Genomic DNA, 21703 nt, shown 5'->3' with positions numbered 1-21703 from the left:
TCCGGACAGGTCGATTGGCCGATCATCGATCTCCAGGGAGCCAGCAACAAGGACAGGCGCGCCAAGATCTTGACAGCGCTCGCCCGTTGAATATTTTTTCGCCGAGAAGAGACCTTCTCATCCTCGCACAACCAAAGGATCCAACGCGACCGTCTGGAGAGACGACGATGCTCGATGAGAATCTGGCCCGCATTCGTGCGCACCGCAACAACATCCACCGCTACCGGCGCCTGCTGAAGACCAGGTTGTCGCAGCTGGAGCGCCAATTCATCGAGAGGCGCCTCGCCGAAGAGCAATCGGCGCTCGATGGCCTGACCGCAGCGACCTTTCCCGTCGGCCTCCGCGCCTCTGAGGCGCCGGCTGGCGCAATGGAGATGGCGCAATGAACAGCCAACGCGACCTGCTCATCCGCGGCAGCGAGAAGGTCATCGGCCAATACGAGCTGCTTCTTGCCAGCGCCAAGAGCGAGCATGAGCGCGAGCTCTATCGCCAGCGCATCGAACGCGAGCGGCGGCTGATCCGGGACCTGCAAGGCGGACTGGATCACCGCGCCGCCTGAGCCCGGAGATCACACGTCCCGTGATCATCGCGCCGACGAACCGCTTCCGCGGTTCGTCGGCGCATTCGTTTCAGCGGACGAGACGATTGGGGCCTGCGAGCGCGCTGCTCGGCTCAGTTGCGGGCGCCACTCTCACGGTGGCCGTGAACGGCGCACCATTGCGCAGCAGCGTGAGCTTCACGTCCTCGCCGACGCGCGCAAGGCCGATCGTATTGCGGAGCTGGGCGGCAGTGCGGATCGGGCGGTCGTCGGCGCCGGTCACGATGTCGCCCTTGCGCAGTCCCGCCTTGTCTGCGGGCGAATCCGCCGCGATCTCGGCAATGACGGCGCCCTGATTCAATCCCTTGTTGACCGACGGATGCAGGTCTTTCAGCGAAACGCCAATGCGGCCGCGCTCGACGCGGCCGCTCACGATGATCTGCTCCATCACCTTGCGCGCCATGTTGACCGGAATGGCAAAGCCGATGCCGACATTGCCGCCCGCGGGCGAGATGATCGCCGAGTTGATGCCGACGAGCTCGCCGCGCAGGCTGACCAGCGCGCCGCCGGAATTACCGGGATTGATCGCCGCATCGGTCTGGATGAAATCCTCATAGCCCTGCTTGCCGAGGCCGGTGCGGCCCAGTGCGCTGACGAGCCCCGAGGTCACGGTCTGGCCGAGGCCGAAGGGATTGCCGATCGCAAGCACGAAATCCCCGACATCGAGTCCGTCGCTGTCGCCGAACGGAAGCGCCTTGAGCCCGACCGGGTTCTGGACCTGGAGCACAGCGACGTCCGTCGGCGGATCACGGCCGATGACCTTGGCGGAAAACTGCCGGCCGTCCTTGGTCGTGATCTGAACGGCGGAGGTGCCTTCGACCACGTGATTGTTGGTCAGCACATAGCCGCGCTGGGCGTCGACGATCACCCCGGAGCCGGTCGCATTGACCTCCTTCTCGATCTGCCGGGGAACCTCGAAGAATTCGCGGAAGAGCGGATCGCGATAGAGCGGGTTGTCCTCGCGCACGCGGCCGTGCACGGAGATGTTGACGACGGCCGGCGTCACCTGGCGCACCAGCGGCGCCAGGGTCGGCACCGGGCCGCCGGTCTTGAGATCCGGGATCTGGCCGGCGGCAGGCTGCGATGCCGTGAGCGTCAGCATCAGCAAGGCTAGGAATAGCAGACGCACAGCATTCATCATCGTCACCCTGCCGCTTGTGTTGTGGGGAGATTCGAAACCTTCGTGGCTTCAGCCTTCGTCGCCTGACGCGACGATCCAGCCCTGCAAGGCCAAGAGCGGGACGGTCCAGGCTGCCGCGGCTTGGCCGAGCAGCACAAGCGCGAGGACGGTGGGCGTGACCATCATGCCGCCTGCCCTTCTGCGGCGGCCCATGGCCGCCGCAGCCGCATCGGCACGCCGCCGCCGCGCGGCGGGTCGTCATTGTCGTTGTCGCCGTCGAGCTTGCACAAGGCGGCCAGAATGTCGGCGAGCCGGACCGTGTGGCTCATCCCGGGAATCTCGCGCAAGGCGGGACAGGATTCGACCGCGTACATGTCCGATGCCCAGGACGACAGGATGACGCGCTTCTCGGGCGAAGAGAGCTCTTCGGCATTCAGGACGTCGGCAGGCGAATCGTAGTGGGCGGCAGGATGAAACAGCGGATTGAGAGTGCCGGAACTGGTATTCACGTTGGTCATCGGTGGGTCTCCCACATGCTCCTTTCCAGGGGGACGGCGTGTTGACGGTGAGACGGCGGCGCCACATCGCCGCCGTCCCGCTTGACGTCAATGCGTATTGATCGCGATGCGCTTGACGCCTTCGCGCGCCTTCTCCGATTTCGGCAGCGACACGGTCAGGACGCCGTTCTGGAACGACGCCTCGGCCTTGTCCTCCTCGACGCCCTCCAGCGGAATCTGCCGCTCGAAGGCGCCATAATAGCGCTCGGTGAAGAACCTGCCTTCGCCGCTGCGCTCCGCCCTCTTCTCGCCGCGGACGGTCAGGACGCCATTGGCGATCTCGAGCTGAACGTCCTTCTCGGTCAGGCCGGGAAGCTCGGCCGAGACGGTCAGCGTCTTGTCGGTCTCGCTGAGCTCGACCTTCGGCCAGCCGAAGCGGCCTTCCATCAGCGGCGACAGGCCGGTCCCACTGACGCCGCGGAAGACGTCGTCGAACAGACGGTTCATCTCGCGGTGAAGCGTCAGGAATGGATCGAAATTGTCGCGCGCCGGCGCAAGCTCCTGGTTCCTCGACCAGGGAATGAGATCACGAAAAGCCATGGGACTCTCCTTCATGCATCGGGAGCGCGGCCCGCGCATCGGCGCGCCGCGTTCCGCTATCCTTTCGATCGAGCGCTCAGGCTGCCTTCTTCTGCTCGATCTGCGATGCCGCGGGAGCGCCGCCCGCGATCGGAATGCGGCGCGGCTTCATGGCTTCCGGAACCTCGCGGACGAGGTCGATGATCAGGAGCCCGTCCTGGAACGAGGCCTGCTTCACCTGGACATAGTCGGCGAGGTTGAACACGCGCCGGAACGGACGCGCGGCGATGCCCTGGTACAAATATTCGCGCGCGGCCGTCTCGGGCTTCTTGCCCTCGATGGTGAGCGCGTTCTGTTCGGCCGTCACCGTGATGTCGTTGGCGCCGAAGCCCGCTACGGCAAGGCTGATCCGGTAGTGATCTTCGCCGGAGCGCTCGATGTTGTAGGGGGGATAATTGTCCTCGGTCGCCTGGCGTAGCGTGCTGTCGACGAGGTCGGCCAGGTGGTCGAAGCCGATGGTGGATCGCCACAGGGGCGCGAAGTCAAAACTGGTCCTCATAACCAAGTCCTCCAAAGAGCAAGATGGATACGAAGGAGCGCAAGGCGGGGATTCAGACGGGTCCGAAAGACCTGCCCGGCGCCCGTGCCGGACCCGATCTGGCATCCGGCACACCGCTCTCGCGGCGAAAAACGACTTAGAAAACCGGAAAACGGTTTCAAGAGGGGCCGACGAAATTTTTCTGCCCCATCGATAGCCCGCGGGCCCGGACGCTCTCGGCGGCAACGGCAAGGTAAATAGGGGTAAAGTCGGCGGGTCGAGGGTAAGGCCGGATTGCCTCCGGGCGTCTGGCCCCGGGCAACGCGCATGACGAACCAGGCGACAACACACCGCAGACCAGGGTCCCCACGGCGTCCAGCTGGTCTCGCGGCCGGCGCGATTGCCCTGCTCGCCGCCGCAACGGCCTGTGCGGCGCAGGCCGAGGACATCGCCATCTCGCCCACCGGACTGAAGCCGATCGGAACGGTCGATGCGCGCTTTCAGTCCTACAATATCGAAATGGTGGAGGTGACCGGCGGGCGGTTCTGGAAACCTTATCCGCGAACCGCACGCGCCTTCGACCAACGGGACCGTTACAGCGCGCGGCCGCCGATCGATCTTGCCAATGCGCAACTGCGCCGGCTCGCGGCGGCGTTGTCGCCGGCCTATCTGCGCGTGAGCGGCACCTGGGCCAATGCGACGTTCTTTGCCGAGGCGCCGGGACAGCCGCCGCCGGGATTCAACGCGGTGCTCAGCCGAGCGCAATGGCGTGGCGTGGTGGAGTTCGCGCGTGCGGTCAATGCGGAGATCGTCACCTCCTTTGCGATCAGTCCCGGCAGCCGCGATGCCCACGGCATTTGGAAGCCGGATCAGGCGCAGCAGCTGGTCGAGGCGACGCGCGCGCTCGATGGCCGCATCGTCGCCGCCGAATTCATGAACGAGCCGACGCTCGCAGCGACGAACGGCGCACCAGTGGGCTATGACGCGGCCGCCTATGGCCGCGACTTCAAGGTCTTTCGCGATTGGATGCGGCGCGCCGCACCGGAGACGCTGATCCTCGGCCCGGGCTCGGCTGGTGATGCACCATCGCCATCCGGGGCGGAGCTCACCACACGCGATCTGCTTGCCGCATCCGGTCCCGGCGTCGATCGGTTCTCCTATCACCATTACAACACGATCTCGCCGCGCTGCGGCGGGCACGACGATCCGGCGCAGGCCCTCTCGGAGCAATGGCTGGGCCGCACGGATACGACACTCGGGACCTACCAGGCCCTGCGCGACGCATTCGAGCCGGGCAAGCCGATCTGGCTGACCGAGACGGCTGATGCTGCCTGCGGCGGCGGCTTATGGGACCGGACTTTTCTGGACACGTTCCGCTATCTCGACCAGCTCGGACGCCTGGCGAAGGCCGGCGTGCAGGTGGTGATGCACAACACGCTGGCCGCCAGCGATTACGGTCTGCTCGAGGAAACGACGTTCCGGCCGCGGCCGAGCTATTGGGCCGCTATGCTCTGGCGCCAGCTGATGGGAACGATCGTGCTCGACGCAGGCAATTCTGCTCCGCGCGATCTCCATGTTTATGCGCATTGCCATCCGGCCAAACCAGGTGCGGTGTCGCTGCTCGCGATCAACACCTCGCGCAGCACATCGCGCACGCTATCGCTGCCGGATTCCGCCGAGCGGTACACACTGCACGCGGCGCGGCTGCAGGGCACGATTGTGCAGCTGAACGGCAAGACGCTCGCGTTGACCCCTGATGGCCAGCTGCCGCCGCTTCAGGCACGCGCAACACCACCGGGCGCGATCCGGCTCGCGCCGACAACGATCACCTTCCTGGTGCTTTCGAACGCTGCAAATCCGGCTTGCCTGTCCCGACGCTCAGGATCTTAGCGAGTCCCGCGCCGTCTCCGGCGCCAGCAGCGTTGCGAAGATGGTGATGATCGACAGCGCAACGATGTAGACCGAGACCGCCCAGTACGATCCGGCCCATGCCAGCAGCGCCGCCGCGATCAGCGGCGAGAAGCCGCCGCTCAACGCCGCCGCGACATTCGCGCCGAGCGAGGCGCCGCTGTAGCGCACCTGGGTGCGGAACAGCTCCGGCATGAACGCGGCCTTCGGCCCGAACAGCAGCGCATGGGTGAGCGTCATCGTGACGACGAGCGCAAGCGTGATCAGCGCCGGCTCTTTGGTGTCGAGGAACCAGAACAGCGGGAACGCCAACGCCACCGAGAAGACGCCGCCGGCCAGGTACAGCGCCTTGCGTCCGAACATGTCGGACAGCCAGCCGGCCAGCGGCAGCGTCGCGAACTCGACGATCGCGGCATAGACCACGGCATCCAGGATCACCTGCCGTGGCAGGCCAAGCTTGGTCGTCGCGTAAACCACCGTGAACACGGTGAGGAGATAAGCGAGCCCGACCTCCGACACCGTGATGCCGATCGCGAGCAGAAAGCTGCGCCAGTCGCGGCGCAGCACTTCGAGGGCCGGCTGTGCCAGCACCTCCTTGCGCTCGACGATCTCCTTGAAGTGAGGCGTCTCAGCCAGCTTGAGCCGCACGATGAAGCCGACGCCGACGAGCAGGATGCTGATCAGGAACGGCACCCGCCAGCCCCAACTGAGGAAATCCGCCTCGGGCAGCTTCGTCATCAGGCCGAAGATGCCGGTCGAGGCGGCGACGCCGACGGGAAAGCCGACCTGCACCAGGCTGCCGTAGAAGCCGCGGCGGTTGCCGGCGTGCTCGATCACCATCACGACCGCGCCGCTCCACTCGCCCCCGAGCCCGATGCCCTGAACGAAGCGAAGGATCACGAGCAGGATCGGGGCCCAGACGCCGATCTGGCTGTAGGTCGGCAGGCAGCCGATCAGGAAGGTGCCGAGCCCCATCGCGATCATGGTTGCAACCAGCATGGTCTTGCGGCCGAGCCGGTCGCCGTAATGCCCGATGATGGCGCCACCGATCGGCCGCGCGACGAAGCCGACCGCATAGGTCGAGAATGCCGCGAGCGTGCCGACGAAGGGATCGAAGCTCGGGAAGAACAGCTTGTTGAAGACCAGCGCCGCCGCCGTGCCGTAGATCAGGAAATCGTACCACTCGATGGCGGTGCCGAGCGCACTCGCCCACACCACATGCGCCGTCGTCGATCTCTCCGCGGACGCGGAGACGCCCATTGCTGTCGTCATGCCCTGCCCCAACGATTCCAGTGGGCATCATGGCCAAACGTTGTGACGGTTGCAACTTGTGGGAGTTCTGTTTGCTCTCGTGCCCCGGACGCTGCGCAGCACGAAGTGATGCGCAGCAGAGCCGGGGCCCATCCTTCCTCAGGCAGCCCGTGCATGGGTCCCGGCTCTGCGCAGCAGTGCAAGAGCGCTGCAGCGCGTCCGGGACACGAAAGCGACCGGTGCCGCCGCTCCGACACCCGTCATTGCGAGGAGCCCTTGCGACGAAGCAATCCAGACTGCCTCCGTGGAAAGATTTTGGATTGCTTCGCTTCGCTCGCAATGACGGGTGTTGAGGCATTAGCGCTACCTACGCGAACGTTGCCCAACTATCGGGGAACCCATTCCGCCCCCTTATTCGCCATTGACAAACTAATTCGCCAATATCTAATTTACCTCCACAACAACCCTGCCGCGCCAAGCGGCCAATAAGAGAGGAAACGACAATGAGAGGGCTCCTGGCCTGCACCATGCTCGCGGCCATGACTTCGGCGGCCATGACATCGGCGGCGACCGCGCAAGTGTCCGACGACGTGGTGCGGATCGGCGTGCTGACCGATCTGTCGAGCTGGGGCCGCGACAACTCTGGGCCGGGCTCGGTCGAGGCCGCGAAGATGGCCGTGGAGGAATTCGGGCCGACCGTGCTCGGCAAGCCGATCGAGATCATCAGCGCCGACCACCAGATGAAGACCGACGTCGGCGTGCAGATCGTCCGCGGCTGGTTCGACAACGGAAAGGTCGACGCCGTCGTCGACATCCCCAACTCCGGCATTGCGATCGCCGTCCACAACATGGTGCGTGAGCGCGGCAAGATCGCGCTGCTCTCCGGCCCCGGCGCGAGCTCGCTGACCGACGAGCTGTGCAGCCCGAACACCGTGCACTTCACCTACGACACCTTTGCGCTGTCGAAGGTGACCGCGTCCGCCGTGATCAAGGAAGGCGGCAAGTCCTGGTACTTCATCACCGCGGACTACGCTTTCGGCCAGCAGCTCGAGAAGGATGCTACCCGCTTCATCAACGAGATGGGCGGCAAGGTGCTCGGCGGCGTCAAGCATCCGACCAACACCGCGGACTTCTCATCCTTCGCGCTGCAGGCGCAGAGCTCGAAGTCCGACGTCGTCGCCTTCGCCAATGCCGGTCAGGACACCGATAACGCCATCAAGCAATCCGGCGAGTTCGGCCTGGTCCAGGGCGGCCAGAAGCTGGTCGGCCTCTTGATGTTCGATACCGACGTGCACGCCATCGGCCTCAAGGCCGCGCAGGGCACTTACATGACCACTGCGTCCTACTGGGCCATGGACGAGGCCACCCGCGCCTGGTCCAAGAAGTTCTATGAGCGCACCAAGGTGATGCCGACCATGATCCAGACCGGCGTCTATGGCTCGGTGCTGCATTATCTCAAGGCGATCAAGGCGGCCGGCGCCGACGATTCCGCCAAGGTGATGGCGAAGATGCGCGAGCTGCCGATCGAGGATACATTCGTCCACGGCGGCAAGTTGCGCGAGGACGGCCGTGTCATCCGCGACATGTATCTCGCCAAGGTGAAGTCGCCCGAGCAGTCCAAGGAGCCGTGGGATTATCTGGACATCGTCAAGACCGTGAAGGGCGAGGACGCCTTCCGCCCGGTCTCCGAATCCAAGTGTCCGCTCCTGAAAAAGTGAGGCCCGATATGGCTGGCAACGAGCATGGCGCCATGGAGACCTACGAGTGCGACGTGCTCGTGGCCGGATCGGGTTGCTCCGGCATGTCGGCCGCGATCACCGCGCGCTACCGCGGCCTCGACGTGCTGATCGTGGAAAAGGAGCCGCGCTTCGGCGGCACCACAGCCCGGTCCGGCGGCTGGCTCTGGATCCCCGGCACCTCGCTGGCGAAGGCGTACGGCATCGAAGAGACGCCGGAGCAGGCCCGCACGTACTTGCGGCACGAGGCCGGCAACAATTACGACGGCGCACGCGTCGATGCCTTCCTGAGCGCCGGCCCTGAAGCGGTCGATTTCTTCACCACCAAGACCGCGCTGCGCTTCGACATGCCGCTGGTGTTTCCCGATTACCACGCGGAAGCGCCCGGCGGCGCCCAGGGCGGCCGCTCCATGGTGACGCGCCCGTTCGACGGCCGCGAGCTCGGCGAGCTCATCAAATCGCTCGGCATGCCGCTGCCCGAGCTCACCGTGTTCGGCATGATGCTCGGGTCCGGCAAGGAGATCATCCATTTCATGCGGGTGACGAAGTCGCTGACCTCGGCGGTCTATGTCGCCAAGCGCCTGTCGCGGCATCTGATGGACGTACTGCGCTACGGCCGCGGCATGACCTTGACCAACGGCAATGCGCTCGCTGGGCGTCTCGCGAAATCTACGCAGGATTTGAAGATTCCGATGTGGCTGTCCTCGCCGGTGCGCGAGCTGACCGTCGAAAACGGCGCTGTGACCGGCGCCATCGTCTCGCGCGAGGGACGAACCGTGCGTGTCCGCGCCCGCCAGGGCGTCGTGCTCGCCTGCGGCGGCTTTCCGCACGACGTCGAGCGGCGCAGGAAGATGTTCCCGCACGCGCCGACCGGCAGCGAGCATTATTCGCCCGGGCCTGCGGGCAACACCGGCGACGGCCTGCGCCTTGCGGAAGGCGCCGGCGGCCGCATCGAGGATCGCCTGCCGAACGCGGCGGCCTGGGTGCCGGTGTCGCTGACCACCCGCAAGGACGGATCGAAGGGCGTGATGCCGCATTTCATCGACCGCGCCAAGCCCGGCGTGATCGCGGTGATGCGCGACGGCAAGCGTTTTGCCAATGAAGGCAATTCCTATCACGACTTCGTCCAGGCCATGACCAAGGCGGCCAAGCCCAATGAGGAGATCGCCGCCTTCCTGGTCTGCGACCACAAGACGTTGCGGACATACGGCCTCGGCTGCGTGCCGCCGTTCCCGATGCCGCTGGGTCACCATTTGAAGACCGGCTATCTCATGCGCGGCGATACGCTGGAAGCGCTGGCGGCGAAAGCCGGGATCGACGCCAAGGCATTCGTCGAGACCGTCAAGCAGTTCAATGTGACGGCGCCGCAAGGCCTTGATGCCGCCTTCGGCAAAGGTTCAAAAGCCTATAACCGCTACCAGGGTGATGCGCTGCACGGCCCAAACCCCTGCGTCGCGCCGATCGAGAACGGGCCGTTCTACGCCATCAAGATGGTGATCGGCGACCTCGGCACCTATGCCGGCATCCTCACCGACGAGAACGCGCGGGCGCTCGACGCCGAGGGACGGGTGATTCCCGGCCTCTATGCCGCCGGCAACGACATGGCGAGCATCATGGGCGGCAATTATCCGGGTGCAGGCATCACGCTTGGGCCGGCGCTGACCTTCGGCTACATTGCCGGCAGACACCTTGCCGACAGCGCCGCCAAGCGCGACGCGGCGTGAGCATGATCCGGAAAAGTGAGCAGCGGTTTCCGAAACGATCATGCTCAAACGAAAACTCAGGCGCATCGGAGGCGCATGAAGAGAGAGAGCCGGGGCATCCAGTCGATCGAGGTCGGCGGCGAATTGCTTCGCGCGCTCGCCCGCAGCGGCGAGCCGATGATGCTGCGCGATCTCGCCCGCGAAGCCGGCATGACGCCGGCCAAGGCGCATCCCTATCTCGCCAGCTTCTCCCGCATCGGCCTGATCGAGCAGGACGAGAGCACCGGCCGCTACGAGATCGGCGCGCTGGCGCTGGAGCTCGGCCTGATCAGCCTGCGTCGCCTCTCCGGCGTGCGCATCGCGCGTCCCAAGATCGCGGCCCTCGCGGGCCAGATCGGCCACGCCGTCTCGCTCGCGGTCTGGGGCACACACGGCCCGACCGTGGTGCAGCTCGAAGAGCCGGCCCAGCCGGTGCACATCGTGATGCGCGTCGGCTCGGTGATGGCGCTGCTGGAGACCGCGACCGGCCGCGCGTTCGCGGCCTTCCTGCCGGAGAAGACGATCAGCGCCGCGCTCGACAGCGGCCTCGACCGCCATGGCGTCGGCTACAACCCGAAGCGCGCCGTGAAGGGTACCAAAGTGGCCGAGATGCTCACAGAGGTGCGCAAGCACGGCCTCGCCCGCGCGCTCGGCGATCCCCTGCCCGGCGTCAACGCGTTCTCCGCGCCGGTGTTCGATCATTCCGGCCACGTCGCGCTGGTCATCACCGCGATGGGCCCGGAAGGCACGTTTGATGCCCGCTGGGACAGCCCGATCGCGCATGCCCTGCGCGAGTGCGCCGGCGGGATTTCCAAACGGCTTGGCCACGGGATGACGGTTGCGGCGGAGTGAGGCCCCGCAGCCCAACACAAACACGCTGTCATGCCCCGCGCAGGCGGGGCATCCAGTACGCCGCGGCGGACGTGGCGAGAGCGAGCTCTTCAACGCCGGCCTCTGGGATACTGGGCGATGACAGCGAATGTGGAGCGACCTCGCCCCCTACTTCTCCTTCACCGGCACCGTGTAGTTCAGGACCAGCCGGCCGCCATCCGGATAGATCGTCTGCCCGGTGATGTAGGACGCATCGTCGCTGGCAAGGAACGCCACGACGGAGGCGACCTCGCTGGGCTCGCCGCCGCGGCCGGCCGGCGTGCGTGACATCACGGTCTTGCGGGCGTCCTCCGAGGTGTAGATGGACGACGCCACCATGTCGGTCAGGATCGTGCCCGGCCCGACCGCGACGACGCGGATGTTGTGCGGGGCGAGCGCGACGGCCGCGACGGAGGTCAGCTGCTTCATGCCGCCCTTCGACATCGCGTAGGTCGCAAGCGAAGGGATCGCCAGCAGCGCGTTCACCGAGGACATGTTGATGATGACCCCGCCGCCTTGCGCGATCATCTGCCTCGCCGCCGCCTGCACGCCGAAGAACGCGCCTTTCAAATTGATGCCGATGATCTCGTCGAATTCCTCTTCGGTGATGTCGAGGATGTCGCGGTTGCGGGCGACGCCGGCATTGTTGACCATGATGTCGAGCCGGCCGAACTCCTTCACCGCGGTCGCGACCAGCTGATCGACGTCCGCGCGCCTGGCGACGTTGCCGACAATCGTGCGCAACGCATCCGGCCGGCCAAGCTCGGCGGCCGTGGCGGCGAGGCCTTCGGCATCGACGTCGGAAATGACGACCTTGACGCCGTCGTCCAAAAATCTCTGCGCGCAGGCCCTGCCGATGCCGCGCGCCGCGCCGGTGATGGCCGCGACCTTGCCGGATTGTCTCATGGTCTCACTCCAGGACTTGGGACGATCTCACCTTGCTCTCAGAGGAAACGATCGGGCGCGAACGGCGCGAGCGGAATCTCCGGCGCCTTGCCGCTCACGAGCTGGGCGACGAGACGGCCGGTGCGGGCCGAGCCGACCAGGCCGACATGGCCATGGCCGAAAGCATAAACGATGTCGCGGGAGGCGCGCGCATAGCCGATGCAAGGACGTCCGTCCGGCATGCTCGGGCGATGGCCGAACCAGGTCTTGACGCGCGAGGCCGAAATGTCCTTCGGCAATTTCGGGAACATGCCGAGCAGGTGGTTGCGCAGGATCTCGGCGCGCTTCCAGTTCGGCGCGGCCTCGAGGCCGGCGATCTCGACCGTGCCGGCTGCGCGCAGGCCTTTGTTCGTCCAGTTCACCACAAGCTTGGCGTCGGAGGCCATCATCGAGCTGCGCGGACCACCTTCCGGATTCTCGATCACGACATGATAGCCGCGCTCGGTCTCGAGCGGGAGGGCATCGCCGACGGACGCGGTGAGCTGCTTCGAGCGGGCGCCGGCCGCGACCACAGCGGCATCGCAAGCGATCTCGCCGGCCTCGGTGAGAACGGCCACGAGCTTGCCGCCGTTGAGCTTCAGCCCGGTCGCCTTGGCGCGCACGTGCTTGGCGCCGCTGGCGATCGCGTGATTGGCGAGCGCGGCAACGTAAGCGCCGGGATCGCGGCAGCGCCCGGCCTCCTCCACCACCACGCCAAAGGTGTAGCGCGGATGCAGATCCGGCTCACGCTGGCGCATCTCGTCGGCATTGAGCTCCAGCCATTCGACGCCGACCTTCTTGCGCAGGCGCCAGCCGAGATCGTTGTCGAAATTGCCGCGCGAGGTGAACACGTGCATCACGCCGTTGCGCTCGATCAATTCGGGGACACCGGCTTCTTCCGCGAGCTTCCGGTGCAGCAGCGGCGCATCCTTCAAGAGGTCGCGCAGCGCGAACGCCGTGGTCTCGACCCGCGCCGCGGTCCAGCCCGAGAGCAGGTACTTGATCAGCCAGGGCAGCGCCCTCGGCAAGTAGGACCAGCGGATCGCGAGCGGGCCGAGCGGGTCCATCAGATAGCCCGGCACCTTCTTCCAGACGCCGGGCTCTGCCGGCGGGATCACCGAATGCGACGACAGCCAGCCGGCATTGCCGTAGCTCGCCGCCTGTTCGCCGCCCGGGTCGCCGGGATCGATCAGCGTGACGCGGTGGCCCTCGCGCAGCGCCTCGATCGCGCTGATCACGCCGACCGCGCCGGCTCCGATGATGGCGACGTGGCGGCCGGCCGGCATCGCTTTAAGCCTTCACTGCGGGCGTAAAATCCTTGCCGACCGAGATCGCCCTGGGATCGATGATGCAGTGGAGGATCGACGGCTTGCCCGAGGCCAGCGCACGCTCGAACGCCGGCGCGAATTCTTCGGTACGCTCGACACGCTCGCCATGGCCGCCGAACGCCTTCGCATACATCGCAAAGTCCGGGTTCTTGAGCTGGGTGCCGACGACGCGGCCGGGATAGTCGCGCTCCTGGTGCATGCGGATGGTGCCGTATTGCGAATTGTCGATGATGATGACGACGAGCGGCGCGTCGTATTGCACGGCGGTGGCGAATTCCTGACCGTTCATCAGGAAGCAGCCATCGCCCGCAAACGCGACGACGACCCGATCCGGATATTGCCGTTTGGCCAGCACGCCCGCCGGCACACCGTAGCCCATCGAGCCCGAGGTCGGCGCGAGCTGGGCGGCAAAGCTGTGGAAGCGGTGATGGCGATGGATCCAGCCGGCATAATTGCCAGCGCCGTTGCAGACGATCGCGTCCTTGGGCAGGCGATCGCGCAGCCAGGTCATCACCTGGCCGTACTGGAACGTGCCCGGCAGCTCGCGCGCCTTCCCGGTCCAGGCGAGATAATCGGCATGCGCCTTGGCGGCCTCGCCCTTCCACGTCACCGCGCCGGAAGGCTTCAGCGTCTCGACGGCAGCGGCGAAGGCGGCCGGCGCGGCCTGGATCGCCAGATCAGGCTGATAGATGCGGCCGAGCTCTTCGGAGCCCGGATGCACATGGATCAGCTTCTGCTTCGGATTGGGAATGTCGAGCAGCGTATAGGACGAGGACGGCATCTCCGACATGCGGCCGCCGATCAGCAGGAGAACGTCGGCATTGTCGATGCGCGCCTTCAGGCCCGGGCTCGGCCCGATGCCGAGGTCGCCGGCATAGTGCGAGTGGTCGGCATCGATCAGCGAGGCCCGGCGGAACGAGGTCGCGACCGGCAGGTCGAAACGCTCGGCGAACCGCGCGATGCTCTTGGCCGCCTCATCGGTCCAGCGCGAGCCGCCGAGAATGACGAGCGGCGCCTTGGCGCCGGCGAGCATGGCGCCGAGCTTCTCGATATCCGCAGGCGCCGGCCAGCTCACCGCCGGCTCGATGCGCATGGCATCGGCAACGGCCGCCGTTTCGGTCAACATGTTTTCCGGCAGCGCGATCACCACGGGACCGGGGCGGCCCTGCATGGCGACGCGGAAGGCGCGCGCCACCAGCTCCGGAATGCGGTCGGGACGATCGATCTCGACCGCCCATTTGGCCATCGAGCCGAACACCGCCTTGTAATCGAGCTCCTGGAACGCCTCGCGCTCGCGCATGCCGGTGTCGACCTGGCCGACGAACAGGATCATCGGCGTCGAATCCTGCATCGCGATGTGGACGCCGTGGCTGGCATTGGTGGCGCCGGGGCCGCGGGTGACGAAGCAGATTCCGGGCCGGCCCGTGAGCTTGCCATAGGCTTCGGCCATCATCGCCGCGCCACCTTCGGCACGGCAGATCACGACGTCGATCGGGCTGTCATGCAGCGCATCGAGGGCCGCCAGATAGCTCTCACCCGGCACGCAGGTGACGCGCTCGACGCCCTGGGCGACGAGCTGATCGATCAGGATCTGGCCCCCGGTGCGGGTGTTGCGAATGGTCATGTCGGCTCCCTCAAGACTTCGGCGATGCGCACTTAATCCGGAACTGGCCTAGGACAGGCCGAGAGCGTGCGCAAGGTCGAAAGGCTTCTCGCAGCCTGCGCAGGCGTCATGCCCGTCCCTGCCGTTTGCACTACAGTCCCTGCCGCGGCCGCGATGGCGAGCTTCGAGATCTTCGTCTACGATCCGGCCGAACCAAATCGTTGGGAGCACCGGAATGCAAACCATTGGCCTGATCGGAGGCATGAGCTGGGAGAGCACCGCGCTTTACTACAAGCTCATCAACGAGCGGGTCCGCGACCGCATCGGCAAGCTGCATTCGGCCCCGCTCTTGATGTATTCCTACGATTTCGAGGAGATCAAGCAGATGCAGTATGCCGGCCGCTGGCAGGAGGCGGCGACGAGCCTCGCTGAGGTCGCGCGGCTCCTCGAAAGTGCCGGCGCGCGGGCCATCGTGCTGTGCACGAACACGATGCACAAACTGGCGCCCGAGATCATCTCGAGCGTCACCGTTCCGTTCATCCACATCGGCGATGCGACGGCCGAGCGGATCCGGGCCAAGGGATATCGGCGGGTCGGGTTGCTCGGCACCAAGTTCACGATGGAGGAGGACTTCTACATCGATCGATTGCGTGCGCACGATCTCGACGTCATGGTCCCTCCCGCGGACGCGCGCGCCGAGGTGAACCGCATCATCTACGACGAGCTGTGCCTCGGAAACGTCGCCGCGCCCTCGCGCCGCCGCTACCAGGAGGTGATGGCGGCGCTCGTCGCCGGCGGCGCCGAGTGCATCATCCTCGGCTGCACCGAGATCACCATGCTGGTCGGCCCGGACGACACGTCTGTCGAGACGTTCGACACCACCGCCATTCACGCGGAGACGGCCGCCGATTTCGCGATCGGGTGATTTGATCCCCTCGATTTCAGCCCCGTGCCGGGATCGAGGTCCCCTGGGTCGTGGGCTATCCTCACCCGCTCCGCTTCTGTCGCGCGCTCGCCAGCAGCACCAGCATGAATGAGGCCGCCGTCATCAAGGTCGAGATCGCGGCGATGGTCGGATCGATCTCGTCGCGCAGCGCGGTGAACATGCGCTTGGTCAACGGCTGGTACTGGCCGCCGGAGATGAACAGCGCGACGATGGTCTCGTCCATTGCCGAGATGAAGGCGAAGATGCCGCCGGCGACCACGCTGGACTTGATCTGCGGCAGCGTCACCGCGAAGAAGCTGCGCAGGCGGTTCATGCCGAGGCTGCGCGCCACCATCTCTTGCGCGGGGTCGAAGCTCTGCAGACCCGCGAGCACCGAGATGACGACATAGGGCAGGCCCAGCATCACGTTCGCCAGCACGAGGCCGGGCATGGTCGCGACCAGGCCGACCTTGGCATAGACGAAGAAGATGCCGACCGCGGTGATGATGATCGGCACCACGAGCGGCAGCAGCAGCGCCATGTGAATCAGCCGCATGATCCGTAGCTTCGACTGGCTGATGGCGTAGGCAGCGGCCACTCCGAACGGGGTCGCGATCACGACGGTGAGGAGGGCGACCGTCAGCGTCACCCGCGTCGCCTGCATCCAGGCGGGATTTGAGAAATATTGCTGGTACCAGCGCAGCGAAAAGGACGGCGGCGGGAAGGTCAGAAAGCGCGCGCTGGAGAACGAGATCGGAGCGATGATCAGGACGGGAAGGATCAGATAGACCAGCACCAGCACGCTGATCACGTACAGGGCAATCCGTGCGGGCGAGGCGCGCATCATTTCTGCCCCAACACACGATCGAGCGAGATGAAGCGGCTGACGACGAAGAAGATCGCGAGCACGCTCAGGAGCAGCACCACGGCAACCGCGCTCGCCGCCCCGAACTGGTTGTAGAGCTCGACGTTGCGGCTCACCAGCATCGACACCATCACGGTGCGTCCGCCGCCGAGCAGCTCCGGTGTGATGTAGAAGCCGAGGCAGAGCACGAACACCATGGTGCAGCCCGCGAGCACGCCCGGCAGCGACAACGGCAGGAACACGCGCATGAAGGTCAGCGAGGGGCTCGCACCGAGGCTGGCGCCGGCCTGCATCAAATCGTTCGGAATCTTCTGCATCGTGGCGTAGAGCGGCAACACCATGAACGGCAGCAGGATGTGCACGGTGGCAACCACAGTACCAAAAGTGTTGTGGACCAGCGCGAGAGGCTCGGAGATGACATCGAGATAGCGCAGGAACTGGTTGATCACGCCGGTGCGCTGCAGCAGCGCCAGCCAGGCATAGGCGCGCACCAGAACGCTGGTCCAGAACGGCAGCACGACCAGCGACAGGATGAGGATGCTCCACCCTTTCGGCACCGAATTGGCGAGATAGGCCACGGGATAGCCGAGCAGCAGCGCGATTGCCGTCACCGCAAGGCTGATCTCGAAGGTCAGCGCGAAGCTGCGCCAGTAGACGTCTTCGGTGAAGACGCGGCGATAGTTCTCCAGCGTGAAGCCGTCATGATAGATCGACTGCCAGGCGAGCCAACCGACTGGCAGCACGATGAGCAGCAGAATCACGAGCAGCGCCGGCGACACCAATGCCAGCATCAGGCCGTGCTCGCGGCGCTGATGCTTTTTGGAGGGATCTGGCACGGATGTCGTCAACGCTGCCTCGCCCTACTTCTGCATGAACGACGCCCAGCGCTTCTCGGCGGCCTCTCCGGCCGGCGAGGACCACCAGGCGTAGGACATCAGCGCTTGCTTCGCCGCATTCGCCGGCTCGCTCGGCAATTGCGCCGCGCGCTCGGGCTTGATCACGCCCGTCTCGAACGCCTTGGGATTGCCCGGACCATAGTCGATGTGCAGCGGCAGGTTGGCCTGGTGCACGGGATCGACGGCCTCGTTGAGGAATTTTATCGCCGTACCGAGATTCGGCGCGCCCTTGAGGATGCAGAGCGAGGTGCTCTGCAAGATGCCCTGGTTGTAGGTGAAGGTGACCTTTGCGCCTTCCTTGGCGACCGCGCTGACGCGACCGTTCCAGGCCATCTCCATGTCGACCTCGCCGTCATTGAGCAGCTGCGCCGACTGTGCGCCCGAGGTCCACCACACCGTGATGTGCGGCTTGATCTCTTCCAGCTTCTTGAAGGCGCGGTCGACGTCGAGCGGATAGAGCTTGTCGGGCGCGACGCCATCGGCCATCAGCGCCGCCTCGAGCGTCGCGAACGGGTGGTTGCGCAGCGCGCGGCGGCCGGGGAATTTCTTGACGTCCCAGAAATCGGCCCAGCTGTTCGGCGCGTCCTTCGGGAACGTCTTCTGGCTGTAGGACAGCACGCTGGAATAGAACTCGTAGGACACCGAATAGGGACTGCGATAGGCCTCCGGCATCGCCGCGCCGTTTGGAATCTTCGAAAAGTCGAGCTTCTCCATCAGCCCCTGCTCGCCGCCGCGCAGGCAGTTGCCGGTCGGGGTGTCGACGACGTCCCAGATCGGCTTGCCGCTGCCGACCTGCGTCTTGATCGCGGGCCAGGCGTCGGGAATGGAGTCCTGGTTGATGGTGATGCCGAGCTTCTTGGCGGAGGGATCGAGGATCGCCACCGTCTGCGCCTGCTGATAGGCGCCGCCCTGCGAAACGAAGGTGATCTGCTCGGCGGCATCGGCCGCACCGGTCAATCCGATTGCGCCCAGCAGCGCGCAGCCCAATCCAAATTTCTGCTTCGTCGTCATCCTCACCTCCTCCAAATGATCCTACTTGCCGATCGCATCGAGAAACTGGTACCAGCCGGCGACCATGCGCACGACGGGCTCACGCAGCGGATAGAACGGTATAGCCTTCATGCGTCGTGCATCGAGCAGGCCGACGTCGGGCGTCTCGCCGCGCACGAAGGCGGCGAGATAGCGGCCCATCAGGCTCGACATCGCAACGCCGGCGCCGTTGTACCCCACCGAGAACAGCGTGCGCTCGTCGAGCCGGCCGATATGCGGCACCGAGTCCAGCGTCATGGCGACCAGGCCCGACCATTTGTATGCGAGCGGGACATCGGCGAGATCGGGGAAGATGCCGACCATCGCCTTGCGCAAGGCGTCGAAGGCGGCCTGCGAGTCCTGCTTGCCGAAGGCGCCGCGGCCGCCGAAGATGACGCGGTTGTCGACCATGCGGAACCAGCGCATCATGCGCTTGGTTTCGGTGTAGGTGCGCCCCGTCGGCATCAGTTTTCCGGCGAGATTGCGCGGCAGTCGTTCGGTCGCGATGATGGCGCTGCGGAACGGGATCAGCGTCCGCTGAAGCTGCGCTGTGGCGCCGGTCAGATCCGAATAGCTGTTGGTGGCGATGATCGCCTGTTTTGCGCGCACCGCGCCTTGCGGCGTCTCGGCAACGATGCCGCCGTTCTCGCGCCGCAACCGCACGACCGGCGACTCTTGGAAGATGGGCACGCCGCGGCGCGCCACGCCGTCGGCGAGGCCGCGCAGATAGTTCAGCGGATGGATGCCGCCCGAACCGGGATTGAGCACGCCGCCGACGAAGATGTCGGAGCCGGTTTCCTCGCGCACGCCGTTCTTGTCGAGGATGCGGACCTCGGCGGAACCCATCTCGCGCGTCATCCAGTTGGCCTCGTCGATGGCGGCCTTCAGCGTCGTCTCGTTGTGCGCAGCCTTGACCTGGCCGGTGCGCGTCAAATTCGCGCTGGTGATGCCGAATTCGGAGACGAGCTCCTCCACCATGTCGGTCGATTCATGCGCGATCTCGTACATGCGCCGCGCCATGGCTCGGCCATGCACGGCGTCGATCTCGCGGAATGACAGGCGGAATTTCGCTGTGATCACCCCGCCATTGCGCCCGCTCGCGCCCCAGCCGGGGCGGTTGGCTTCGAGCACGATTGGGCTGAGCCCGCTCCTCGCAAGGTGATGCGCGGCGGAGAGGCCGGTGTAGCCCGCGCCGATGATCACCACGTCGGCCTGTTGCTCACCCGCCAGAACGGGATAGTCGCGCGCCGGCTCCGCCGTGGCTTCCCACAGCGAATTGACCGATGGCAGCGCGCTCCAGTCCCGTGTCATGCCACAGCTCTCCGTTATGCCGCCGGCCCGATCGCGGCGTCGGCGAGCGCCTTCAGCGTCGGGAAGTGGAAGTCCGGCTTGGTCAGCGTCTCCACCGCCGGCGTGCCGCCGAAGCCGGCGATGCCCTGGCGGCGCTCGATCCAGCACACCTTGTAGCCGAGCTTCCGCGCGATACCGATGTCGTGATACTGGCTCTGCGCGACGTGCAGGATGTCGGACTGCTTGTAGCCGAAGGCGGACTGGCGGCCCTTGTTGTAGGCGAAGAATTCCGGATCAGGCTTGGCAACGCCGGTGTCGTCGGCACAGACGGTGTCATCGAAGGGATTGCCAAGCGCATGCGCGTAGCACGACAGTGCGACGCGGTCGGCATTGGTCATCGCGACCAGGCGGAACTTTGTGCGCAGCCGCTTGAGCGCCTCGACCGAATCCGGGAACGGCCCCCAGCGCAGCACGGCGAGTTGGAACACGTCGCAGGAGGCGTCATCCGCCGGCAGCCCGAGCTCCTTGGCGAGATAGCGGTACACGTGGAACATCACCTCGCTCGAACGCTCGTAATGCTTGTCGCGCCCGCGCTTGTAGGATTCGAAGATCTTGTCGTCGCTGAGCTCGGCCGGCGTCTTGCCCGAGATCCTGCGCACCGCGGAGAGCACGCCGGTCTCGAAATCGATCAAGGTGCCGACGACGTCGAAAGTGAGGACCTTGAAATTGCTGAACGCGGCTTGGGTCGACATATCAGTTTCTTCTCTCGGGTTGGATGAGGCTGAAGTTCAGTCCCCCACCCTGGGGACGACGATGGTGTCCTCTGGATGGAGCGTGACGGTGAGGCTGCCGCCGAGCGGCGGAATGCGGTGATAGGCCTGGTGATAGCTCGGCTGGCGCAGGCTGAGCGCGATGCCGTCGGCGAGCGCGAGGAAAATGCGCAGGCTCTCGCCCTGGTAGACGATGTCGGTGACGGTCCCGGTCAGCCGGTTGCAGGCGGCATCCTGCGCGCCGTCGTCGATCAGCAGCTTCTCGCTGTGCACGGCCAGCATCAGGGCATCGCCATCGGGAATGGCGCGCGCGCTGCGCAGCAAGGCATTGCCGAGCGCGACGCTGGAGGCATCGACGCGGCGGACCGGCAGCATCGTCGCTTCGCCGATGAAGCTGGCGACGAAGGAATCGGCGGGATGATCGTGCAGCCGCGCCGGCTCGTCGATCTGGACCAGCCGGCCGTCCTTCATGACGGCGACGCGGTCGCTCATGGTCAGCGCCTCGCGCTGGTCATGGGTGACGTAGATGATGGTCGCGCCGATCCGTCTGTGCAGCGCACGCAACTCGATCTGCATGGATTCGCGGAGCTGCTTGTCGAGCGCGGAAAGCGGCTCATCCATCAGGATCAGGCGCGGCTCGAAGATCATGGCGCGCGCCAACGCCACGCGCTGGCGCTGGCCGCCGGAGAGCTGCGCGATGCCGCGCTCTTCGTAGCCGGCAAGGCCGACCATGCTGAGCGCTGCGCGCACCTTGTCCGGCCAGAAGGATTTCGGCAGGCGTCGCGCGCGCAAGGGAAAGGCGACGTTCTCGCCGACGCTCATATGCGGAAACAGCGCGTAGTTCTGGAACACCACGCCGATGTCGCGCTTGTGCGGCGGCATCCAGGTGACGTCACGGCCGCCGAACAGAATCGTGCCTGACGTCGGCAGGATGAAGCCGCCCAAAATGCCGAGCAGCGTGGTCTTGCCGGAGCCGGAGGGGCCAAGCAGCGAGACGAATTCGCCGGCGCCGACATTGAGCGAAACGTCGTCGAGGGCGCGAACGGCGCCATAGGCCTTGCTGGCGGACCTGATCTCGACGCTTTCCGCTCGCTTGTCCAACGATCGACCTCGCGACTGGCGTGCCTCACTGCGCGCCATAAGGCTGCTTTATAGACACGGCTTTGGAGCACTCACGGCCGAAGCGTGCGCTGCACCAAATCTTCTCTCGAAGCGCCTGTCTTTAGGCTGTCAT

General features: G+C 65.8%; 21 protein-coding genes. 7 read left to right on the top strand and 14 right to left on the bottom strand.

Going from position 1 to position 21703, the window contains the following annotated elements; all coding sequences use genetic code 11:
* The first annotated feature begins 14 nt into the window (after positions 1–14).
* A complete protein-coding gene (locus XI05_RS39635) occupies positions 15–386 on the top strand; it encodes a hypothetical protein (protein WP_442869232.1) in 372 nt (123 codons plus the stop codon).
* Positions 383–559 carry a hypothetical protein gene (locus tag XI05_RS05760; protein ID WP_271499591.1) on the top strand — a complete coding sequence of 59 codons (177 nt, stop codon included), beginning with the start codon at positions 383–385 and terminating at the stop codon, positions 557–559. The genes XI05_RS39635 and XI05_RS05760 overlap by 4 nt, the downstream gene beginning before the upstream one ends.
* A gap of 70 nt (positions 560–629) precedes the next feature.
* Here XI05_RS05760 and XI05_RS05755 read toward each other — a convergent pair whose 3' ends face one another.
* The 4 genes from XI05_RS05755 to XI05_RS05740 form a co-directional block, all read right to left on the bottom strand.
* The gene (locus XI05_RS05755) at positions 630–1736 is read right to left on the bottom strand and encodes a trypsin-like peptidase domain-containing protein (protein WP_271499588.1); all 1107 of its coding nucleotides are present in this window, start codon (positions 1734–1736) and stop codon (positions 630–632) included.
* Between the two features lie 164 nt (positions 1737–1900).
* The gene (locus XI05_RS05750) at positions 1901–2236 is read right to left on the bottom strand and encodes a hypothetical protein (RefSeq protein WP_271499585.1); all 336 of its coding nucleotides are present in this window, start codon (positions 2234–2236) and stop codon (positions 1901–1903) included.
* An 87-nt stretch (positions 2237–2323) separates the two neighbouring features.
* Positions 2324–2815, bottom strand: coding sequence for an Hsp20/alpha crystallin family protein (locus XI05_RS05745; RefSeq protein WP_271499582.1), 492 nt, complete (start codon positions 2813–2815; stop codon positions 2324–2326).
* A gap of 76 nt (positions 2816–2891) precedes the next feature.
* Positions 2892–3353 (bottom strand): Hsp20 family protein, encoded by a 462-nt coding sequence (locus tag XI05_RS05740; protein WP_212254478.1) that lies wholly within the window; start codon positions 3351–3353, stop codon positions 2892–2894.
* Positions 3354–3659: 306 nt separating this feature from the next.
* On the opposite strand from XI05_RS05740, the gene XI05_RS05735 reads away from it, so the two are divergent.
* Entirely contained in the window at positions 3660–5222 is a 1563-nt protein-coding gene (locus tag XI05_RS05735; protein WP_271499580.1) for a hypothetical protein, read from the top strand.
* On the opposite strand, the gene XI05_RS05730 is transcribed toward XI05_RS05735, so the two are convergent.
* The gene (locus tag XI05_RS05730; protein ID WP_271499578.1) at positions 5211–6512 is read right to left on the bottom strand and encodes an MFS transporter; all 1302 of its coding nucleotides are present in this window, start codon (positions 6510–6512) and stop codon (positions 5211–5213) included. The genes XI05_RS05735 and XI05_RS05730 overlap by 12 nt on opposite strands.
* 482 nt (positions 6513–6994) lie before the next feature.
* Here XI05_RS05730 and XI05_RS05725 point away from each other — a divergent pair, with 482 nt between their 5' ends.
* The 3 genes from XI05_RS05725 (at position 6995) to XI05_RS05715 (ending at position 10821) form a co-directional block, all read left to right on the top strand.
* Complete coding sequence (locus XI05_RS05725; protein WP_271499576.1) at positions 6995–8209, top strand: ABC transporter substrate-binding protein; 1215 nt, start codon at positions 6995–6997, stop codon at positions 8207–8209.
* 8 nt (positions 8210–8217) lie between these two features.
* Positions 8218–9951, top strand: coding sequence for an FAD-dependent oxidoreductase (locus XI05_RS05720; RefSeq protein ID WP_271499574.1), 1734 nt, complete (start codon positions 8218–8220; stop codon positions 9949–9951).
* A gap of 75 nt (positions 9952–10026) precedes the next feature.
* A complete protein-coding gene (locus XI05_RS05715) occupies positions 10027–10821 on the top strand; it encodes an IclR family transcriptional regulator (RefSeq protein WP_271499571.1) in 795 nt (264 codons plus the stop codon).
* A 147-nt stretch (positions 10822–10968) separates the two neighbouring features.
* Here the strand turns inward: XI05_RS05715 and XI05_RS05710 are convergent, their stop codons facing one another.
* The 3 genes from XI05_RS05710 to XI05_RS05700 are packed head-to-tail and all read right to left on the bottom strand — an operon-like array spanning position 10969 to position 14715.
* Positions 10969–11745, bottom strand: a complete 777-nt coding sequence (locus tag XI05_RS05710) for an SDR family NAD(P)-dependent oxidoreductase (RefSeq protein ID WP_271499568.1) — start codon at positions 11743–11745, stop codon at positions 10969–10971.
* Positions 11746–11783: 38 nt separating this feature from the next.
* Positions 11784–13049 carry an NAD(P)/FAD-dependent oxidoreductase gene (locus tag XI05_RS05705; protein WP_271499565.1) on the bottom strand — a complete coding sequence of 422 codons (1266 nt, stop codon included), beginning with the start codon at positions 13047–13049 and terminating at the stop codon, positions 11784–11786.
* A 4-nt stretch (positions 13050–13053) separates the two neighbouring features.
* Positions 13054–14715 (bottom strand): thiamine pyrophosphate-binding protein, encoded by a 1662-nt coding sequence (locus XI05_RS05700; protein ID WP_271499562.1) that lies wholly within the window; start codon positions 14713–14715, stop codon positions 13054–13056.
* 214 nt (positions 14716–14929) lie between these two features.
* Between XI05_RS05700 and XI05_RS05695 the strand changes: the two genes are divergently transcribed.
* The gene (locus tag XI05_RS05695; protein ID WP_271499559.1) at positions 14930–15619 is read left to right on the top strand and encodes an aspartate/glutamate racemase family protein; all 690 of its coding nucleotides are present in this window, start codon (positions 14930–14932) and stop codon (positions 15617–15619) included.
* Positions 15620–15680: 61 nt separating this feature from the next.
* Here the strand turns inward: XI05_RS05695 and XI05_RS05690 are convergent, their stop codons facing one another.
* The 6 genes from XI05_RS05690 to XI05_RS05665 form a co-directional block, all read right to left on the bottom strand.
* Positions 15681–16466 carry an ABC transporter permease gene (locus XI05_RS05690; protein ID WP_271499556.1) on the bottom strand — a complete coding sequence of 262 codons (786 nt, stop codon included), beginning with the start codon at positions 16464–16466 and terminating at the stop codon, positions 15681–15683.
* A complete protein-coding gene (locus XI05_RS05685) occupies positions 16463–17275 on the bottom strand; it encodes an ABC transporter permease (protein WP_271500577.1) in 813 nt (270 codons plus the stop codon). The genes XI05_RS05690 and XI05_RS05685 overlap by 4 nt, the downstream gene beginning before the upstream one ends.
* Before the next feature lie 69 nt (positions 17276–17344).
* Positions 17345–18391: an ABC transporter substrate-binding protein gene (locus XI05_RS05680; RefSeq protein ID WP_271499553.1), complete on the bottom strand. Its 1047-nt coding sequence runs from the start codon at positions 18389–18391 to the stop codon at positions 17345–17347.
* Positions 18392–18412: 21 nt separating this feature from the next.
* The gene (locus XI05_RS05675) at positions 18413–19720 is read right to left on the bottom strand and encodes an NAD(P)/FAD-dependent oxidoreductase (protein ID WP_271499551.1); all 1308 of its coding nucleotides are present in this window, start codon (positions 19718–19720) and stop codon (positions 18413–18415) included.
* Between the two features lie 14 nt (positions 19721–19734).
* On the bottom strand, positions 19735–20451 hold the full coding sequence (locus XI05_RS05670; RefSeq protein WP_271499549.1) for an HAD family hydrolase: 717 nt from the start codon (positions 20449–20451) through the stop codon (positions 19735–19737).
* 36 nt (positions 20452–20487) lie between these two features.
* Positions 20488–21570 (bottom strand): ABC transporter ATP-binding protein, encoded by a 1083-nt coding sequence (locus XI05_RS05665; RefSeq protein WP_271499547.1) that lies wholly within the window; start codon positions 21568–21570, stop codon positions 20488–20490.
* Positions 21571–21703 lie beyond the last annotated feature (133 nt).

Source organism: Bradyrhizobium sp. CCBAU 11357 (assembly GCF_028128865.1).
Taxonomy (GTDB): domain Bacteria; phylum Pseudomonadota; class Alphaproteobacteria; order Rhizobiales; family Xanthobacteraceae; genus Bradyrhizobium.
The sequence above is the reverse complement of the archived record's forward strand: the minus strand, read 5'-3'. Positions and strand labels throughout refer to the sequence as shown.

Bases quoted from the DNA above. Each gene is read 5' to 3' on its own strand.
- XI05_RS05725 (WP_271499576.1), top strand. From the start codon at position 6,995: ATGAGAGGGCTCCTGGCCTGCACCATGCTCGCGGCCATGACTTCGGCG.
- XI05_RS05685 (WP_271500577.1), bottom strand. From the start codon at position 17,275: ATGCTGGCATTGGTGTCGCCGGCGCTGCTCGTGATTCTGCTGCTCATC.
- XI05_RS05720 (WP_271499574.1), top strand. From the start codon at position 8,218: ATGGCTGGCAACGAGCATGGCGCCATGGAGACCTACGAGTGCGACGTG.
- XI05_RS05750 (WP_271499585.1), bottom strand. From the start codon at position 2,236: ATGACCAACGTGAATACCAGTTCCGGCACTCTCAATCCGCTGTTTCAT.
- XI05_RS05745 (WP_271499582.1), bottom strand. From the start codon at position 2,815: ATGGCTTTTCGTGATCTCATTCCCTGGTCGAGGAACCAGGAGCTTGCG.
- XI05_RS05735 (WP_271499580.1), top strand. From the start codon at position 3,660: ATGACGAACCAGGCGACAACACACCGCAGACCAGGGTCCCCACGGCGT.
- XI05_RS05705 (WP_271499565.1), bottom strand. From the start codon at position 13,049: ATGCCGGCCGGCCGCCACGTCGCCATCATCGGAGCCGGCGCGGTCGGC.
- XI05_RS05680 (WP_271499553.1), bottom strand. From the start codon at position 18,391: ATGACGACGAAGCAGAAATTTGGATTGGGCTGCGCGCTGCTGGGCGCA.
- XI05_RS05695 (WP_271499559.1), top strand. From the start codon at position 14,930: ATGCAAACCATTGGCCTGATCGGAGGCATGAGCTGGGAGAGCACCGCG.
- XI05_RS05740 (WP_212254478.1), bottom strand. From the start codon at position 3,353: ATGAGGACCAGTTTTGACTTCGCGCCCCTGTGGCGATCCACCATCGGC.
- XI05_RS05710 (WP_271499568.1), bottom strand. From the start codon at position 11,745: ATGAGACAATCCGGCAAGGTCGCGGCCATCACCGGCGCGGCGCGCGGC.
- XI05_RS05670 (WP_271499549.1), bottom strand. From the start codon at position 20,451: ATGTCGACCCAAGCCGCGTTCAGCAATTTCAAGGTCCTCACTTTCGAC.
- XI05_RS05730 (WP_271499578.1), bottom strand. From the start codon at position 6,512: ATGACGACAGCAATGGGCGTCTCCGCGTCCGCGGAGAGATCGACGACG.
- XI05_RS05715 (WP_271499571.1), top strand. From the start codon at position 10,027: ATGAAGAGAGAGAGCCGGGGCATCCAGTCGATCGAGGTCGGCGGCGAA.
- XI05_RS05755 (WP_271499588.1), bottom strand. From the start codon at position 1,736: ATGAATGCTGTGCGTCTGCTATTCCTAGCCTTGCTGATGCTGACGCTC.
- XI05_RS05760 (WP_271499591.1), top strand. From the start codon at position 383: ATGAACAGCCAACGCGACCTGCTCATCCGCGGCAGCGAGAAGGTCATC.
- XI05_RS05690 (WP_271499556.1), bottom strand. From the start codon at position 16,466: ATGATGCGCGCCTCGCCCGCACGGATTGCCCTGTACGTGATCAGCGTG.
- XI05_RS05700 (WP_271499562.1), bottom strand. From the start codon at position 14,715: ATGACCATTCGCAACACCCGCACCGGGGGCCAGATCCTGATCGATCAG.
- XI05_RS05675 (WP_271499551.1), bottom strand. From the start codon at position 19,720: ATGACACGGGACTGGAGCGCGCTGCCATCGGTCAATTCGCTGTGGGAA.